Origin of the sequence: Flavobacterium sp., assembly GCF_040402835.1 — a bacterium.
Taxonomy (GTDB): domain Bacteria; phylum Bacteroidota; class Bacteroidia; order Flavobacteriales; family Flavobacteriaceae; genus Flavobacterium.
On sequence record NZ_JBBALW010000004.1, the window covers coordinates 70,145 to 87,923 of the forward strand.

Here is a 17,779-nt window from a genome sequence, read left to right on the forward strand (position 1 = left end):
TTCAAAAGTTTGAAAACGTCGAAAATTTATTTGAATTTTTATAAAATATGTACTTAATATTCGATACTGAAACCACTGGATTGCCAAAACGCTGGGATGCACCAATTACCGATACTGGAAACTGGCCTCGTTGCGTTCAAATTGCATGGCAATTGCACGATGGAATGGGAAAACTTATCGAACATCAGGATTATTTAGTCCAGCCTGACGGATATAATATTCCTTATGATGCCGAAAGAATTCACGGAATATCAACCGAATTGGCTCAAGCCGATGGAATATCATTATCTGAAGTTTTAGAAAAATTCAATGTTGCTTTAAGCAAATCAAAATTTATTGTAGGTCAGAATTTGAAATTTGACATCAATATTATGGGTTGCGAATTCCACCGTTTGGGAATTGAAAGCCAAATGAGTTCTATGCCAGTTTTAGATACTTGTACGGAAGTAATCGCATCTTTATTGAAATTGCCAGGAGGACGAGGGGGAAAATTCAAATTACCAACGCTTACAGAATTACACAGTTATTTATTCAACAAACCATTTGCAGAAGCGCATAATGCCACTGCCGATGTAGAAGCAACCACGCGATGTTTTTTTGAATTGATTCGTACAGAAATCTTTACTTATAAAGAACTTCAAGTCGAACAAGATTATTTTCAAGAATTCCAAAATTACAATTCGGTGCCAATTCAGCTTTTAGGATTGCAACACATCAATCTTAAAGAAGCTTCTGAGAAAATCAAACAGCAATTTGGTGAGCTAAATGTTGTGCCAGTTTCAAAAGTGACGCTTTCTGAAAACAAGCAAGTCCTAATTGATACTGATTTTGTGCATTTGCATAACCACACTCAGTTTTCTGTTTTGCAATCCACAATTAGCGTTGCGGCTTTAGTGAAAGCAGCATCTCAGAATAAAATGCCCGCGGTTGCAATTACAGATCATGCCAATTTAATGGGTGCTTTTCATTTTGTACGTGATATTTTATACCATAATAAAGCGGCAGAATATAAAAATGCTGCGGCTGTTGCCAATGGTGAAGAAACAACAGAAGTGGCTATGAAACCGATTGTTGGATGTGAGTTTTTTGTTTGTGAAAACCACAAAGATAAAACTCGAAAAGACAACGGGTACCAAATTGTATTTCTCGCAAAAAATAAAAAAGGGTATCATAATTTAGCGAAATTATCATCACTTGCGCATACTGAAGGATTTTATTATGTTCCCAGAATTGACCGATCTTTAATAGAAATTTATAAGGAAGACCTTATCGTTTTGTCGGGAAATTTATACGGTGAAATCCCAAATAAAATTTTAAATCTAGGTGAAAACCAAGCCGAAGAAGCTTTGATTTGGTGGAAACAACATTTTGGCTCTGATTTATATATTGAGGTAATGCGTCACAATCAAGAGGACGAAAACCGAGTAAATACGGCGTTAATTTCATTGGCAAGAAAAAATGATGTCAAAATTGTGGCGACCAATAATACTTTTTACATAGAAAAAGACAATGCCAATGCGCACGATATTTTGCTTTGTGTACGCGATGGTGAAAAGCAATCTACGCCAATAGGACGTGGTCGTGGGTACCGATACGGAATGCCAAATCAGGAATATTATTTCAAGTCGGGTGAAGAGATGAAAAAACTTTTTACAGATTTGCCTGAGGCGATTGCGAACGTATCAGAAATTGTAGCTAAGATTGAAATCTATGATTTGGCGCGTGAAGTTTTATTGCCAAAATTTGAAATTCCACAAGAATTCGTAGTTTCTGAAGATGATAATGATGGGGGAAAACGAGGTGAAAATGCTTTTTTGAAACACCTAACTTTCATAGGTGCTAATAAAAGGTATGCTGAAATTACAACTGAAATTCAAGAACGCATCGACTTTGAATTATTGACCATACAAAATTCGGGATATCCGGGTTACTTTTTAATTGTACAAGATTTCATCGCCGAAGCCCGAAAAATGGATGTTTCTGTTGGGCCAGGGCGTGGTTCTGCTGCGGGTTCTGTTGTGGCATATTGTCTTGGAATTACCAATATTGATCCTTTATTATACAACCTGCTTTTTGAGCGTTTCCTTAATCCAGACCGTGTGTCGTTACCCGATATCGATATCGATTTTGATGATGAAGGTCGAAGTCGCGTGATGGATTATGTAATTAAAAAATACGGTTCAAAACAAGTTGCGCAAATTATCACGTACGGTACAATGGCTGCAAAATCGGCAATTCGTGATACAGCACGTGTATTGGATTTACCGCTTTTTGAAGCGGATAAAATAGCCAAATTAATTCCGGCTTTAATTCCTGCGAAATGGAGTTTGGCACGATTTCTAAAAGAGTCAGAAGCCGACATTAAAAAAGTGCTTAAACCTGAGGATTTTGAAAAAATTAAAGATTTAATTGCGATTTCGAAGGACGATGATTTACTTGGCGAAACTATTCAGCAAGCTCAAATATTAGAAGGAAACCTCAGAAATACAGGGATTCACGCTTGCGGTGTAATTATTACGCCAAGCGATATTACCAACTTTGTACCAGTTGCAACTGCAAAAGATTCTGATTTGTATGTTACGCAATTCGACAACTCTGTAGTTGAAAGTGCGGGTTTGTTAAAGATGGATTTCTTGGGATTGAAAACCCTAACCTTGATAAAAGATACGGTGAAATTGGTAAAATACAGATCAGGAATTGTGCTGGATCCGGATACTTTTCCAATTGATGATTTGAAAACGTATGAACTTTTTCAACGTGGGGAAACAGTTGGGATTTTTCAATATGAATCTGCGGGAATGCAGAAATATATGAAGGAATTGAAGCCCACAGTTTTCGGAGATTTAATTGCAATGAATGCCTTATATCGTCCAGGACCAATTGCTTATATTCCGAGTTTTATCAAACGAAAAAACGGAGAAGAAACCATTGTTTATGATATTGATGCCTGCGAAGAATTATTGAAAGAAACCTATGGAATTACCGTTTACCAAGAACAGGTAATGCTTTTGTCACAAAAATTGGCTGACTTTTCAAAAGGTGACGCCGATGTTTTGCGTAAAGCAATGGGAAAAAAGCAAAAAGATGTCTTGGACAAAATGAAACCCAAATTCATCAGTCAAGCAGTAGCAAAAGGTCACACAGAAGATAAATTAGAGAAAATTTGGAAAGATTGGGAAGCGTTTGCCGAATATGCGTTTAACAAATCACATTCTACTTGTTATGCTTGGATTGCTTATCAAACCGCCTATTTGAAAGCAAATTACCCTGCGGAATATATGGCAGCAGTTTTATCTAATAATATGAGTGATATCAAGCAAGTCTCCTTTTTTATGGAAGAATGTAAACGAATGGGATTACAAGTTTTAGGCCCTGATGTGAATGAGTCATTTTATAAATTCACCGTTAATGAAAACTATGCCGTTCGGTTTGGAATTGGTGCTGTAAAAGGCGTTGGAATGGCAGCCGTTCAAACCATTGTAGATAATAGGAAAGATGGAAAATACAAATCAATATTTGATTTAACAAAGCGAATTGATTTGCGTTCTGCAAATAAAAAAGCGTTAGAAAACTTAATTCTTGCGGGTGGTTTTGATTCGTTTCAAGGAGTTATAAGAGCACAATATTTCCACGATGATGGCGATGGAATTACATTTTACGAAAAAGCAATTCGCTATGGCGTAAAATTTCAGGAGAATGAAAATTCATCGCAAGTAAGTTTGTTTGGCGAATCGAGTGATGTTCAAATTGCAGAACCCGTTGTTCCGCCTTGTGAAGATTGGTCAACAATGGAAAAATTAGCCAAAGAAAAAGAAGTCGTTGGGATTTATCTTTCAGGACATCCGCTTGATGATTTTAAAAATGAAATGAAATATTTTTGTAATTCGAGATTAGAAACTCTAAGAGATTTGGTTTCACATGTGAATAAAAACTTATGTTTTGGAGGGATAATTACGAATGTTCAGCATCGAGTTGCTAAGAATGGAAAAGGTTGGGCGACTTTTGTTTTAGAAGGATATGACGAAAGTTATGAGTTTAAAATCTTTGGTGAAGAATACATGAAAAGCCGACATTACCTAATTCCGAATAGTTTTACTTATATTAAAGTGTTGGTAAAAGAAGGATGGCCAGATAAAGAAACAGGGAAAAAAGGGGAGCCAAGATTGCAATTTATGGACTTTAAAATACTTCAAGATGTTTTGGGAATATTTGCAAAAAAATTGATTATTCATATAAATATTAACGATTTGCACTCCGATTTTATTCATCGGTTGAGCACAGTTTTTCAAGAAAATAAAGGGGACAATACGGTTGTTTTTGAAGTAATGGAATTGGAAAAGATAAATCATCAAGTTGAGGTTGTTCCTCAAATTGTTGCTGTTTCGGATGAGGTTGTTGAAGACGTAGTTTTTGACGAAGAAAATCCTCAAGATCCTGAAATTGAATTGATAACAGAAATTGAGGAAACAAAAGTGATCACGAAATTGGAAATGCCAAGTCGGAAATTAAAAATTAAAATCTCTAACGAATTGTTATTCGAGTTGGAAAAAATGCAAGTTGATTTTAGATTGAATTAATAACTACACATATAAATGAAATTACTAAAAATAAAGCCTTCCAAAAGTTTAAACAAAGCGTATTACAAGCAATCACTAACGCGTGAACAAATTGAACTTTTCAAAAAAGAACTGCAAAACACGTTTCATCATATTGATGAAAAGCAAGACGAAGAATACCATAAAAATGTTATTGCCGACTTGTTTAAAAACGTGTATTGCAAAGACAAATACCTTGTAAACGTTAATAAAAAAGAAGATTTAGTAATACGTTTAGGAAACAATACAACTGATGATGTTGGTGTTTTATTAGAGTTTAAAAAACCAAAAGAAACTAGAGATATGGTTTCGGCAGAAAATGCCAATGTAAAAGCATTGCAAGAAACGGTTTTATATTATTTGCGCCAAACCGTTGATAATGATAATCATAAAATAACCAATCTTGTGGTTACCAATATCTATGAGTGGTTTGTTTTTGATGGCGTTTGGTTTGAAAAAAACATTTTTAGAAACGCTAAACTCAAAAAAGACTATTTAGCTTTCAAAACTTCGGGACACGATACTAAATATTTTTATGATACTATTGCGGCTAAATACCTAGCAGAATTTACAGAAGAAGTCCCTTGCACTTATTTTAATCTATTAGATTATAAAGATAAAATCACCAACGACAATCCAAATGACGATGACGATTTAATTGACTTATACAAAATTCTTTCGCCAGAACATTTGTTAAGCAAAAAGTTTGTAAACGACAGCAATTCCTTAAATACCGATTTTTATAACGAATTACTTTATATTATTGGTCTTGAAGAAAGCAAAGACACCGCCAAAAAACCATTCGTAGAATAAATGAAGCCGAACGCAACGAAGGTTCGCTTATTGAAAACACGATTTCGAAACTTAAAACAAAAAAATATTTTGGGTATGAAAACAATGAGGCAACCGAAAATCAATATTACGAAGTGGCACTGGAACTGTGCATTACTTGGTTAAATAGAATTTTATTTCTTAAACTTTTAGAATCTCAATTAATAAAATACCATCGTGGCGACAAGGAAAATTATTCTTTTTTAACGAGTTCAAAAATTAAAGAATTTGATGATCTCGAAGAATTATTTTTTGAAGTCTTGGCAGAAAAAATTGCCGACAGAAAATCTTCCGTTGCAACTAAATACGCAGCCATTCCTTATCTAAACAGTTCGTTGTTTGAAATGACCGATTTGGAAAAAAACGCTTTGTCTTTGAGTAATTTAAAAGACCGATTAGAGTTTCCGGTTTATAAAAAATCAGTTTTAAAGAAAGGTACAAAAGACGCAATCAAACCTAAAACCAGTTTAAACTATCTTTTAGATTTTCTTGATGCCTATAATTTTGCCAGCGAAAGCAATGCCAAAATTCAAGAAGAAAACAAATCTATCATTAACGCATCGGTTCTTGGATTGATATTCGAAAAAATTAACGGTTATAAAGACGGTTCGTTTTTTACACCAGGTTTTATTACGATGTACATGTGTCGCGAAACCATTCGCAAAGCGGTTGTGGAAAAGTTCAAAACCAATTTTCCGTATTGTCAAGATATTACAGACTATGAAGAATTAAAAGACAAAATAGATTACACCAATAAAGCTCAACGACTTGAAGCTAACAAGCTCATAAACGACATAAAAATTGTAGATCCAGCCTTAGGTTCGGGACACTTTTTGGTTTCGGCACTTAATGAAATGATTGCTATTAAAAGCGATTTGCAAATTCTTTCTTATACCAATGGCAATCGTGTTTTGGGTTACACCATAACGCTTGATAACGACGAATTGATAATTCAAAATCAGGAAACCGACAAGCTTTTTGAATACACATTAAATCAAAACAATAAAATCATACCCGACTTGCAAGATTTGCAAGAATGTTTGTTTACAGAAAAGCAAACCATTATAGAAAACTGCCTTTTTGGTGTGGATATTAACAAAAATTCGTAATGATTTGCCAATTGCGTTTGTGGATTGAATTATTAAAAAATGCTTACTACGTCACTGCGAGGAACGAAGCAGTCTCAACGAAAGATTGCGTCGTTCCTCGCAATGACGGTCTTCAACTTCAAACCTTACCTAATATTGACATCAATATTAAAACTGGAAACTCATTAATCTCAAAATTTGCTATCAAAGACAATGTTTTTGAGCGCATTACTGGTTTTCAGAAGAAATTACAAGAATACAAAAATTGGGTACATATTTATAAAAACACGAACGACAAGAAAGCCAAAAACGTTTTAAAAAATAATTTAAAACTCTTTAAAGACGAATTTAAATTGGCCGATTTGCGGGTAACCAAGTTGCAAAACGACCTGCGAAAATTGAACGGTGAATTTTACGATAAATACCAAACGCACCAGTTTTTTACTAGTGAATTAACTGATAAAGAACAGAAAGCCAAAGAAAAACTAGAAGCAGCAATTAACGACAAACAAGTAGAACTACAAACCGTAAAAGACAACCCCATTTATGAAAATGCGTTTGAATGGCGGTTTGAATTTCCAGAAGTTTTAGACGATAAAGGAGGTTTTGTTGGTTTTGATGTAGTGATTGGAAATCCGCCGTATGGAGTTGCTTTAAGCAATTCTGAAAGAACAGAAATCGGTAAAGTTTTGGGTAAAGTTCCAGATTTTGAGATTTATTATTTTTTCATAAATCTATCTAAAAATTTATTGTGCAAAAACGGTTTAAAATCGTATATCATACCAAACACAATCTTATTTAATGTGTTTGCAAAAACTTTTAGAGAAACATTATTTGATAAATGGCAAATTAATTCAATTTTAGATTGTACAAATTTCCCAATTTTTGATGGCGCAACGGTGCGATGTATTTTAACTCAATTCCAAAATAAAGCATCTTTAGATATAATAAATTATAAGCCAACTGCTGATGCTAAAACTTTTGAAGAATTAATAGAAAGAAAAACAGAAAACGTTTCTAAAAAACAATTATTAGAAAACAATCAAAATTGGGGATTGGTTTTTAAATTATTTTCTGAAACTTTAAATATTATTTCAAAATTAAAAATTAAAAAAAATACTCTTTCGTATTATTTTCCTTATTTTACACAAGGTATAATAGCTTATGATAAATATAGAGGGCAAGACGAATTTACTATTAAAAATCGTATTTATCATTCTAATGATTCTACTTTAGGATGGAAAAAATGGCTTTGGGGTGAAGATATTAATCCATATTCAGTAAAATGGAATGCAAAAGAATTTATAAATTATGACGCAAATATAGCCAATCCTAGAGACCCAAAGTATTTCATCGGAGAACGTATATTAATAAGAGAAATCACTAATCCTAAAATTTTTGCTGGATTTACAAATGAAGAAAGCTACAATGACCCTTCAATTATAAATATTTTAAAAAATGAAAAAGGTGAAATAAATATTAAATCTTTGCTAGCTATCATTAACTCAAAACTAGCAACATTTTATCATTTTAATTCATCGCCAAAAGCAACAAAAGGAGCATTTCCAAAAATATTAATAGAAGATATTAAAAACTTTCCAATTCCAAAAATTGACAAATCAAATCAAGACAAATTAACAAATCTCGTCGACCAAATTCTAACCTTAAAAAAAGAAAATCCCAAAGCTGATACAAGTGATTTAGAAAACGAGATAGACGAATTGGTTTATCAATTGTATGCGTTAACACCAGAGGATATTGAGGTGGTGAAGGGGAGTTAAAACAAAAAAAGCCACTCGAAAGTGGCTTTAAATTTTTATTTTTAGATATTACATTGCAGAAATAATAACTCGTTGTACAAAATCGTTGGTGTTTAAGAAAGCAATTTTTGATTTAAAAACATCTAACGTTACGATGTCTTTTAGTTTGCTGAAACATTCGTTTGCAAATGAGTTCGTAACTACATCAACACCCTCAAAATCTAAATATACTTTATCGTTGGTATTGATTTTTTCAATAATATCCAAACGTATTTTAGCCCCTAAATCTCGAGTACCAAGACTTGGGTTTATTTCTCTAAATAGGATTGTGTGTGTCATTTCGTTTATATTATAGTGCAAAGTTATTATTAAATGGTTGATAAATAACGTAATATTTTGTTATTTATTTTTATTTTTTTAAATCATTCAAATAAATTTTCAAAAACCTGCTTTTTGTAATCATAAAAAGGGCTTGTAAATTCAGTGTAATCAACAGAAACATTAGTGTTTATTCTTATATATACACAAGTGCCTTGCCATCCATCAATATTTTTTACAATGGTGCCTTTTTCACTAACATTTAGTTTTTTGTTTCCCGAAAACAAACTCAGCCAACCTTTGTTTAATCTAACAAACGATGCTGTTGCAAATAATCCATGACCTTGTCCTTTTCCATTGGTAACGCCGCTTTCAATACATTTTGAAATCGCTTCTTCTTCGGTAAAACTAAATTTTTGATTTAATGAAGCGTGAATTCCCATTCCAAAATCACAAACAATTAATCGAATTGAATTTATGTTTTCAAAATATTGTGCTACAACCCAACCAACTTTTTCATCTGTGTGATTTAATACATTATCCAGAATTTCATTGAAACAATAATCTAAACTTGCATAAACATTATCATCTAAAGAACTTTTTTCTTTTAGCACTTTTAAAATGCTATTTAATACCTCTGTCTGATTTTCGGATGTGTATTTTTGTATTTGTACAGAATTATGGGGGTTAATTTTCGGAATTGAAATAGGCAATTCTACATTTAGATTTTCAAAGAAATTCATTTTTGCCAAGTAGCTAACTATTTCTGTATTAGTATCTAATTTAATTGTGCCTTTCACCTCAATTCCTAAATTCTCAATATGTTTTATTGAGCAAAGTAATAAAATAGCATAATCTGGATATATAAAGTTACAATCAGAGAAATCAATAATTATTTGGGTGTTTGGTTCGGCTTTATATTGGTTAACCAATGCTTTACAAACAGCAATTGTTTGCGTATGTGATTTAGAAATGTCCTTAATTAATAGTGTATATGTTTGCATGGCATTTATTTGTTAATCAAAAATAGACAATTAATTTAAACAATAATTTATTTGATGAATTTCTTTTGAATTGGAGAAAATGCAAGTGAATTGCAAACTGAATTAATTCCATAAATCCCTAGCCCTGATGGAAGGGAAAATCCTTTTTTATTGTGAGGCACGAACAATAACAAAGATTGGAATGACTGCAGGATAAAGCTCCAAAAGAAATAAATACCGGTTAATAAATTATCACAATACCTTTATAATCAAAACTAATTTCGGAATTGTGTTGGAATGGTTTTTAATTGTTAAATTTGCCGTACATAAAACTAAATTAATAAATATAAAATATGGCATTAGCAATAACAGACGCTACCTTTGATGAGGTAGTTTTGAAGTCAGACAAGCCAGTAATGGTAGATTTTTGGGCGGCATGGTGCGGACCTTGTAGAATGGTGGGGCCAATCATTGACGAAATTGGATTAGAATTTGCTGGAAAAGCAGTAGTTGGAAAAGTAGATGTTGATGCAAATCAAGAATTTGCTGCTAAATACGGCGTTAGAAATATCCCAACGGTTTTAGTATTTCACAACGGAGAAGTTGTAGGACGTCAAGTGGGTGTTGCTCCAAAGCAAACGTACGCAGACAGTTTGAACGCTTTATTGTAACAAGTACAATTCAAATAGTATTAGATTTAAGGTTTGGCGAAAGTCAAGCCTTTTTATTTAAAATGAATTTTATTTCAGTTGCTATATTTCCAATCTTTTAATTTTTAAATCGTTAAATCTTTTAATACATTTGAAAGATGAAAATTGATTCACAAATAGAGAAAATTTCGAGCTTTCAGCATCTGGAATTGTTGGCAAATCAGATTGTGGAAGGATTTATTTCTGGAATGCATAAAAGTCCGTTTCATGGATTTTCTGCTGAATTTGCAGAGCATAAAGTTTATAATCCTGGGGAAAGCACGAAACACATTGACTGGAAATTGTTTGCCAAAACTGACCGACTCTACACCAAAAGATACGAAGAAGAAACAAATTTACGATGCCATTTAATTATCGATAATTCGTCGTCGATGCATTATCCAAAGTTGAAAGACGGGCAGTTGTTTTATGAAAATAAGATTGGTTTTTCAGTATTGGCGTCAGCGGTTTTGATGAATTTACTTAAGAAACAACGAGATGCCGTTGGGTTGAGCGTGTATTCTGATGAGTATGAATATTATGCGCCCGAGAAAGGAAGCGATCGCCACCACCGAATGATTTTGAATAAATTGGAATCCTTATTAGAAAAGCAAAAGAGCACGAAAAATACGGATACTGTCGCATTTTTACATCAAATTGCGGAAAAAATTCACCGTCGCTCGATGCTAGTTTTATTTACAGATATGTTTCAATCTGGAAACGAAGAAGCTTTGTTTACGGCTTTGCAGCATTTAAAACACAACAAGCACAAAGTAGTTTTATTTCATGTATTTGATAAAAAAACAGAATTAAATTTTGATTTTGATACTGCACCCAGAAAATTCATAGATTTAGAATCGGGCGATGAGATTAATATTTTTGCCGATTCTGTAAAAGAGGTTTATGAAGCACAAGTTTCAAATTATTTTAAAAAAATAGCATTGACTTGTGCTCAGAACAAAATTAAGTATGTTCCTGTGTCTGCTGGTGCCGATTTCGAGAAAATTCTCATGACATACCTTGTTGAAAAACAAACCTTTGGATAATACAGTTTTAGTTTATTGAAATTTTTATCAAAAAACACTTGCGAGAGTCGAAATAGATTGTATATTTGCACTCGCTAATAAAGTTTTCTAGTACTCTAGAAAATCAACTTTAGCGAAACAATAAAGCGCTGGTTTGGTAGTTCAGTTGGTTAGAATACATGCCTGTCACGCATGGGGTCGCGGGTTCGAGTCCCGTCCAGACCGCTTGTTCCGATAGCTATCGGAAGGGAGAAGCACTTCAGAAATGAAGTGCTTTTTTGCCCCAAAAAAGGTTTTTAAGACTGTTGTGTTGTTTTGCTACGACTTTGTAACTCGTAGCCGGTTTAGTAGTTAGACCAATGAAAAGCTTTCTCGTTTTATAACGAGATGGCTTTTTTGATTTATACCTAAAAAATATGTTTTATATTTATATATTATTCTCAAAATCTAGCAATATATATTATAAAGGGTTTACAGAGAATTTAAAAAAAAGAGTGGAAAATCATCTTGCGGGACGAAGTAAATATACTTCAACCAAAAATGATTGGGTACTAGTTTATTCTAAAGAATTCGAAATTAAAAAAGAAGCTTTAATAGAAGAGAAAAGATTAAAAAAACTAAACAGAGCTTCCCTTGAGAAATTAATTTACAATTAATTATTGCCGGTTTAGTAGTCTCGTCTTTTTGGACGAGATGAAAAGCTTTCCGTTTATTCTGAATTTATTTCAGAATTTAAGGATAGCTTTTTTGATTTTATAGAGGTTTGCAGTATCACAAAACCTATTAATTATGTTATATAAAATATTTTATACCTGTATAACTTGCAATATCAAACACAATTCACTTACTTTGTACCGTTCTTAAACGTACTGATTGTTATCACGAAAGCCCGAGGGATTAGACCCGTTGAAAGCTTAGCAACCCTTTATGCGTAAAGAAGGTGCTACATTCTATTCCGATTTATCGGAAACAGATAACCCGAGATTTTCTCTCCCTTTCCACATAACATTTTTTATTTTTTTGAAGCAAATTTTTAGGCTTTCTAATACTTCGTATTCCCGTTTTCCGTTGCAATCTGCTCTAAAAAGAGCAGGATTTCCACTACAACCGGGGCTAAAAATGTATTCGTTTGAACTTTTGGAACTATTAATCAAAAAAACAAATCACCATAAATAGCGTGATTTATAAGTAATAAAATATGTCAAATATTTCAAAACACTCAGAATCAACTCCCCCTTCGGGGGTTTGGGGGGCAATCAATAAACGAATTCTTATTCTCGACGGAGCAATGGGAACCATGTTGCAACGCTATAATTTCTCGGAAGAAGATTTCCGAGGTGAGCGTTTCGCAACTTTTCCCTATTCCCTAAAAGGAAACAACGATTTACTTTCGTTAACACAACCAAATGCAATTCGAGATATTCACGCACAATATTTAGAAGCAGGTGCCGATATTGTAGAAACTAACACCTTCTCAGGAACAACAATAGGAATGGCAGATTATCATCTCGAAGACATTGTTTACGAACTTAACTTTGAATCTGCCAAAATTGCACGCGAAGTAGCCCATGAATTCACAGCAAAAAATCCTGAAAAACCCCGTTTTGTTGCGGGTTCAATAGGGCCAACAAACAGAACCGCAAGCATGTCGCCCGATGTAAACGACCCAGGCTTCAGAGCCGTATCATTCGACGATTTACGAATTGCTTATAAACAACAAGTCGAAGCCCTTATTGATGGTGGCGTAGATTTGCTTTTAGTGGAAACCATTTTCGATACTCTAAATGCCAAAGCAGCACTTTTCGCCATAGAAGAAGTCAAAGACGAACGCAAAATCGACATTCCAATTATGGTTTCTGGAACCATTACCGATGCTTCTGGAAGAACACTTTCCGGGCAAACCGTAGAAGCTTTTTTAATTTCAATTTCACATATTCCATTGTTGAGCGTAGGTTTCAATTGTGCTTTGGGAGCACACCAACTGAAACCGTATTTGAAACAATTGGCACACAATACATCTTTCAATATTTCGGCACATCCTAATGCAGGATTGCCAAACGCTTTCGGGCAATACGACGAAACGCCCAAAGAAATGCAAGCGCAAATCAAAGAATATTTAGACGAAAATTTAATCAATATTATTGGAGGATGTTGCGGAACAAATCCAGACCACATTCGATTAATTGCTGAAGTGGCGAAGGATTATAAACCAAGAAAAGTTGTCGGTTGATAGTTGATGGTTCTTGGGAAATCCATCCAATAAAAATTAATTTATCAATTTACAAAAATCAACAATAAATATGGAATACAATAAACTTGAAGTTTGGATTGAAGCAAGAAAATTGACAAATTTAATTTACGATTTATCTAAAGTTTTTCCAAAAGAAGAGATTTACGGATTGACAAATCAAATGAGAAGATGTTCGGTTTCAATTCCTTCCAATATTGCGGAAGGTTGCGGAAGACAAACTTCAAAAGATACAATTAATTTTTTGCACATATCAAGAGGCTCATTATATGAATTAGAAACACAATGTTATGTAGCTCTTGACCAAAAATATATTGACGAGAATAATTTTAATATTGTTTTTAACCAGATGCAATCTTGTAAAAAACTATTAAATGGATTTATAAATTATTATAAAAAGTTGTTATGATTATAGATACGGCCAACAACCAACAACCAACAACCAACAACTATTTAAAGTTATCAGGACTTGAACCACTAATAGTGACTCCAGAAACCAACTTCGTAAACGTTGGTGAACGAACTAATGTAACCGGTTCCCGAAAATTTTTGCGTCTTATAAAAGAGGAAAAATACGCCGAAGCACTTGCTGTGGCTCGTGACCAAGTAGAAGGTGGCGCACAAATCATCGATATTAATATGGATGAAGGAATGCTTGATGGCGTTTATGCAATGACCACTTTCCTAAATTTAATTGCTTCCGAACCGGATATTTCTCGTGTTCCTTTGATGATTGACAGTTCAAAATGGGAAATTATCGAAGCCGGTTTGAAAGTGGCTCAAGGAAAAAGTGTGGTGAATTCAATTTCTCTAAAAGAAGGGGAAGAACAATTTATTCATCATGCCAAATTAGTAAAACGATACGGAGCGGCTGTAATCATTATGGCATTTGATGAAAAAGGACAAGCCGATAATTACGAACGACGAATCGAAATTTGCAAACGCTCGTACGATATTTTAGTTGACGTAGTTGGTTTTCCGGCTCAAGATATTATTTTCGATCCTAATATTTTCCCAGTTGCCACAGGAATGGACGAACATAAATTGAATGCTTTAGATTTCTTTCGAGCCACAAAATGGATTAAAGAAAATCTTCCACACGCCCATGTAAGCGGTGGCGTGAGTAACGTTTCGTTCTCTTTTAGAGGAAATGATACGGTGCGAGAAGCAATGCATTCCGCATTTTTGTATCACGCTATCCAAAACGGAATGACAATGGGAATTGTAAATCCCGAGATGTTATCTATATATGATGAAATCCCAAAAGATTTATTGGAACACGTTGAAGATGTTTTATTAAACAGAAGGGACGATGCAACCGAACGATTATTAGACTTCGCTGAAAATGTAAAAGGCGATTTTAAAGTAAATGAAAAGGCAATCCAAGAATGGCGTTCTGGTAAAATCCAAGAACGATTAACGCATTCTTTGGTAAGAGGAATTGATGAATTTATAGAATTAGACATAGAAGAAGCAAGACTTGCAGCTTCAAAACCAATCGAAGTTATCGAGATTAATTTGATGACAGGAATGAATGTTGTAGGTGATTTATTTGGGAGTGGAAAAATGTTTTTGCCACAAGTAGTTAAATCGGCACGAGTTATGAAAAAAGCCGTGGCTTATTTACTTCCATTTATTGAAGCGAGCAAACAGGTTGGTGACAAACAAGGGGCTGGCCGCATTTTGATGGCAACCGTAAAAGGTGATGTCCATGATATTGGGAAAAATATTGTTTCCGTGGTTTTGGCTTGTAATAACTATGAAATCATTGATTTAGGTGTAATGGTTGCACCCGAAAAAATTATTGCAGCAGCTATTGAACATAATGTCGATGTTATTGGTTTAAGTGGATTAATCACGCCTTCATTAGATGAAATGGTTTATTTGGCTAAAGAATTAGAAAGGTTAAATATTAAAATTCCAATAATGATTGGTGGCGCAACCACTTCTCGTGCACATACCGCAGTGAAAATTGCGCCACAATATAACAGCACTGTAGTTCACGTGAATGACGCTTCGAGAGCGGTAACAGTTGCGGGAAATTTATTGAATACCGAAACAAAATTAAAATACACAACTGATATTCGATTAGAATATGACGAATTGCGTGAAGGATATTTGAACCGAAGTCGCGACAAAAATTTCTTGACAATTGAACAGGCTCGTGCCAATAAATTAAAATTAGATTGGGATAATTTCACACCTGTAAAACCAAATTTTATTGGTTCAAAAACCATAGAAGTTGATTTGGATGTTTTAGTTCAGTATATCGATTGGACACCATTTTTTAGAACTTGGGAATTGTTTGGAAAATATCCAGCGATTTTAACAGATGAAGTGGTTGGCGAACAAGCAACTTCAGTTTTTGCTGATGCTCAAGAAATGTTGAAAGTAATTATCAAAGAAAAGAAATTAACTGCTAAAGGAATTTATGGAATATTTCCAGCGAATCAAGTTAACGATGATGATATTTTGGTTCAACCAACCAACAACCAACAACCAGCAACATTTTTAACTTTGCGTCAGCAATCTCAAAAAACGGCAGGCGCACCAAACATAGCTTTAGCCGATTTTATTGCACCTAAAGACAGTGGGAAAACTGATTATATGGGTGCATTTTGTGTAACCACTGGTTTTGGTGTTGACGAATGGGCAACTGAATTTGAGAAGAATTTAGACGACTACAATTCGATTATGGTGAAAGCTTTGGCAGACCGATTTGCGGAAGCATTCGCCGAATATTTACACGAAAAAGTACGTAAAGAAATTTGGGGTTATGCAACTGATGAGGTTTTAACTACTGAAGAATTAATTGGCGAAAGCTACAAAGGAATTCGTCCAGCGCCAGGGTATCCAGCATGTCCAGACCATTTAGAAAAGCCAACGATTTGGAAATTATTAAATGTAGAACAAGAAATTGGAGTAAAATTAACTGAAAGTATGGCAATGTGGCCTGCGTCATCGGTTTCAGGATATTATTTTGGAAACCCAGAAAGTAAGTATTTTGGGCTTGGGAAAATAAAAGAAGACCAAGTAATTGATTACGCAAAACGCAGAAGCATACCAACGGAAGTTGCCAATAAATGGTTGAATCCAAACATAGCAGAGTAAGCCCCCTAACCCCCGAAGGGGGAACTCCAATCTTTATAAATAAATTGGGGTTGGGCAAAATGTTAACTTAATTAAACATAAAGAATTTTGAAAAATTATATAATTATTAACCAAGTTGTGTCTTCTGTATTAGGCGCAACTGCAATTCCCCCTTCGGGGGTTAGGGGGCTATGAAAGTAACACAACATATCGAAGACGCAAAAGGAACTACATTATTTTCTTTTGAAATTATCCCGCCACAAAAGGGGAAAAGCATACAAGAATTATACGATAATATTGACCCATTAATGGAGTTTAAACCACCATTTATTGATGTAACAACTTCTCGCGAAGAGTTTGTTTATATCGATAAAGGAAATGGATTATTGGATAAAAAACTCACAAGAATGCGTCCCGGAACATTGGGAATATGCGCATCCATAAAACATAAATACAATGTGGATACCATTCCACACGTGCTTTGCGGTGGTTTTACTAAGGAAGAAACGGAGTATCTATTGGTAGATTGTCATTATTTAGGAATTGATAATGTGATGGCTTTGCGTGGCGATGCAATGAAAGATGAAAAATATTTTATCCCAAAAAGTGGTGGAAATGACCATGCGATTGATTTGGTGAAACAAATTAAACTCTTAAATGATGGTAAATATTTACACGATTTATTAGACGTGGATAATAAATCAGATTTTTGTATCGGAGTTGCAGGTTATCCTGAAAAACATTTGGAATCACCTTCATTGCAATCGGATTTAAGAAGACTTAAGGAAAAAGTAGATGCTGGGGCAGATTATGTTGTTACTCAGATGTTTTTCGACAATTCAAAATACTTCGAGTTTGTTGATAAAGCAAGAGCAATGGGAATTACAATTCCTATTATTCCTGGTATTAAACCAATTGCCGTAAAAAAACACATGCAACTTTTGCCACAAGTTTTCCGAGTAGATTTACCTGAAGATTTGATTAGTGCCATCGAAAAATGCAAATCATCTGCCGAAGTTAAAATTGTTGGTGTTGAATGGGCAATTCAGCAATCTTTAGAATTAAAACAAGCGGGAGTTCCAGTTTTGCATTATTATTCTATGGGTAAATCTGAAAATATTAAACAAATAGCGAGTAAGGTATTTTAAGTAA

The 17,779-nt window shown here is 34.0% G+C and carries 11 protein-coding genes, 1 tRNA gene, 1 pseudogene and 1 riboswitch; of the genes and pseudogenes, 11 read left to right on the forward strand and 2 right to left on the reverse strand.

What is annotated here, in order from left to right; all coding sequences use genetic code 11:
- Positions 1-47: 47 nt before the first annotated feature.
- The 3 genes and pseudogenes from dnaE (at position 48) to AC9UEH_RS02595 (ending at position 8,295) form a co-directional block, all read left to right on the forward strand.
- On the forward strand, positions 48-4,577 hold the full coding sequence (dnaE, locus tag AC9UEH_RS02585) for a DNA polymerase III subunit alpha (RefSeq protein ID WP_509528118.1): 4,530 nt from the start codon (positions 48-50) through the stop codon (positions 4,575-4,577).
- A 15-nt stretch (positions 4,578-4,592) separates the two neighbouring features.
- Positions 4,593-6,535 (forward strand): annotated as a pseudogene (locus AC9UEH_RS02590) (type IIG restriction enzyme/methyltransferase).
- Complete coding sequence (locus AC9UEH_RS02595; RefSeq protein ID WP_509528119.1) at positions 6,535-8,295, forward strand: Eco57I restriction-modification methylase domain-containing protein; 1,761 nt, start codon at positions 6,535-6,537, stop codon at positions 8,293-8,295. The pseudogene AC9UEH_RS02590 and the gene AC9UEH_RS02595 overlap by 1 nt, the downstream one beginning before the upstream one ends.
- 48 nt (positions 8,296-8,343) lie before the next feature.
- Here the strand turns inward: AC9UEH_RS02595 and AC9UEH_RS02600 are convergent, their stop codons facing one another.
- Positions 8,344-8,613, reverse strand: a complete 270-nt coding sequence (locus tag AC9UEH_RS02600) for an STAS-like domain-containing protein (RefSeq protein ID WP_509528121.1) — start codon at positions 8,611-8,613, stop codon at positions 8,344-8,346.
- Positions 8,614-8,696: 83 nt separating this feature from the next.
- A complete protein-coding gene (locus AC9UEH_RS02605; protein WP_509528123.1) occupies positions 8,697-9,596 on the reverse strand; it encodes a hypothetical protein in 900 nt (299 codons plus the stop codon).
- Positions 9,597-9,928: 332 nt separating this feature from the next.
- Here AC9UEH_RS02605 and trxA point away from each other — a divergent pair, with 332 nt between their 5' ends.
- The 8 genes from trxA (at position 9,929) to metF (ending at position 17,775) form a co-directional block, all read left to right on the forward strand.
- On the forward strand, positions 9,929-10,246 hold the full coding sequence (gene trxA, locus AC9UEH_RS02610; protein WP_509528124.1) for a thioredoxin: 318 nt from the start codon (positions 9,929-9,931) through the stop codon (positions 10,244-10,246).
- Between the two features lie 137 nt (positions 10,247-10,383).
- Positions 10,384-11,310: a DUF58 domain-containing protein gene (locus AC9UEH_RS02615; protein WP_509528125.1), complete on the forward strand. Its 927-nt coding sequence runs from the start codon at positions 10,384-10,386 to the stop codon at positions 11,308-11,310.
- 130 nt (positions 11,311-11,440) lie between these two features.
- Positions 11,441-11,514: transfer RNA gene (locus AC9UEH_RS02620), tRNA-Asp, on the forward strand.
- A gap of 191 nt (positions 11,515-11,705) precedes the next feature.
- Positions 11,706-11,945, forward strand: coding sequence for a GIY-YIG nuclease family protein (locus tag AC9UEH_RS02625; RefSeq protein ID WP_509528127.1), 240 nt, complete (start codon positions 11,706-11,708; stop codon positions 11,943-11,945).
- A gap of 217 nt (positions 11,946-12,162) precedes the next feature.
- Positions 12,163-12,269, forward strand: a riboswitch (SAM riboswitch).
- 218 nt (positions 12,270-12,487) lie between these two features.
- Positions 12,488-13,519, forward strand: coding sequence for a homocysteine S-methyltransferase family protein (locus tag AC9UEH_RS02630; protein WP_509528129.1), 1,032 nt, complete (start codon positions 12,488-12,490; stop codon positions 13,517-13,519).
- Positions 13,520-13,589: 70 nt separating this feature from the next.
- Complete coding sequence (locus AC9UEH_RS02635) at positions 13,590-13,946, forward strand: four helix bundle protein (RefSeq protein WP_509528131.1); 357 nt, start codon at positions 13,590-13,592, stop codon at positions 13,944-13,946.
- Complete coding sequence (gene metH, locus AC9UEH_RS02640) at positions 13,943-16,648, forward strand: methionine synthase (protein WP_509528132.1); 2,706 nt, start codon at positions 13,943-13,945, stop codon at positions 16,646-16,648. The genes AC9UEH_RS02635 and metH overlap by 4 nt, the downstream gene beginning before the upstream one ends.
- A gap of 170 nt (positions 16,649-16,818) precedes the next feature.
- Entirely contained in the window at positions 16,819-17,775 is a 957-nt protein-coding gene (gene metF / locus AC9UEH_RS02645; RefSeq protein ID WP_509528133.1) for a methylenetetrahydrofolate reductase [NAD(P)H], read from the forward strand.
- Positions 17,776-17,779 lie beyond the last annotated feature (4 nt).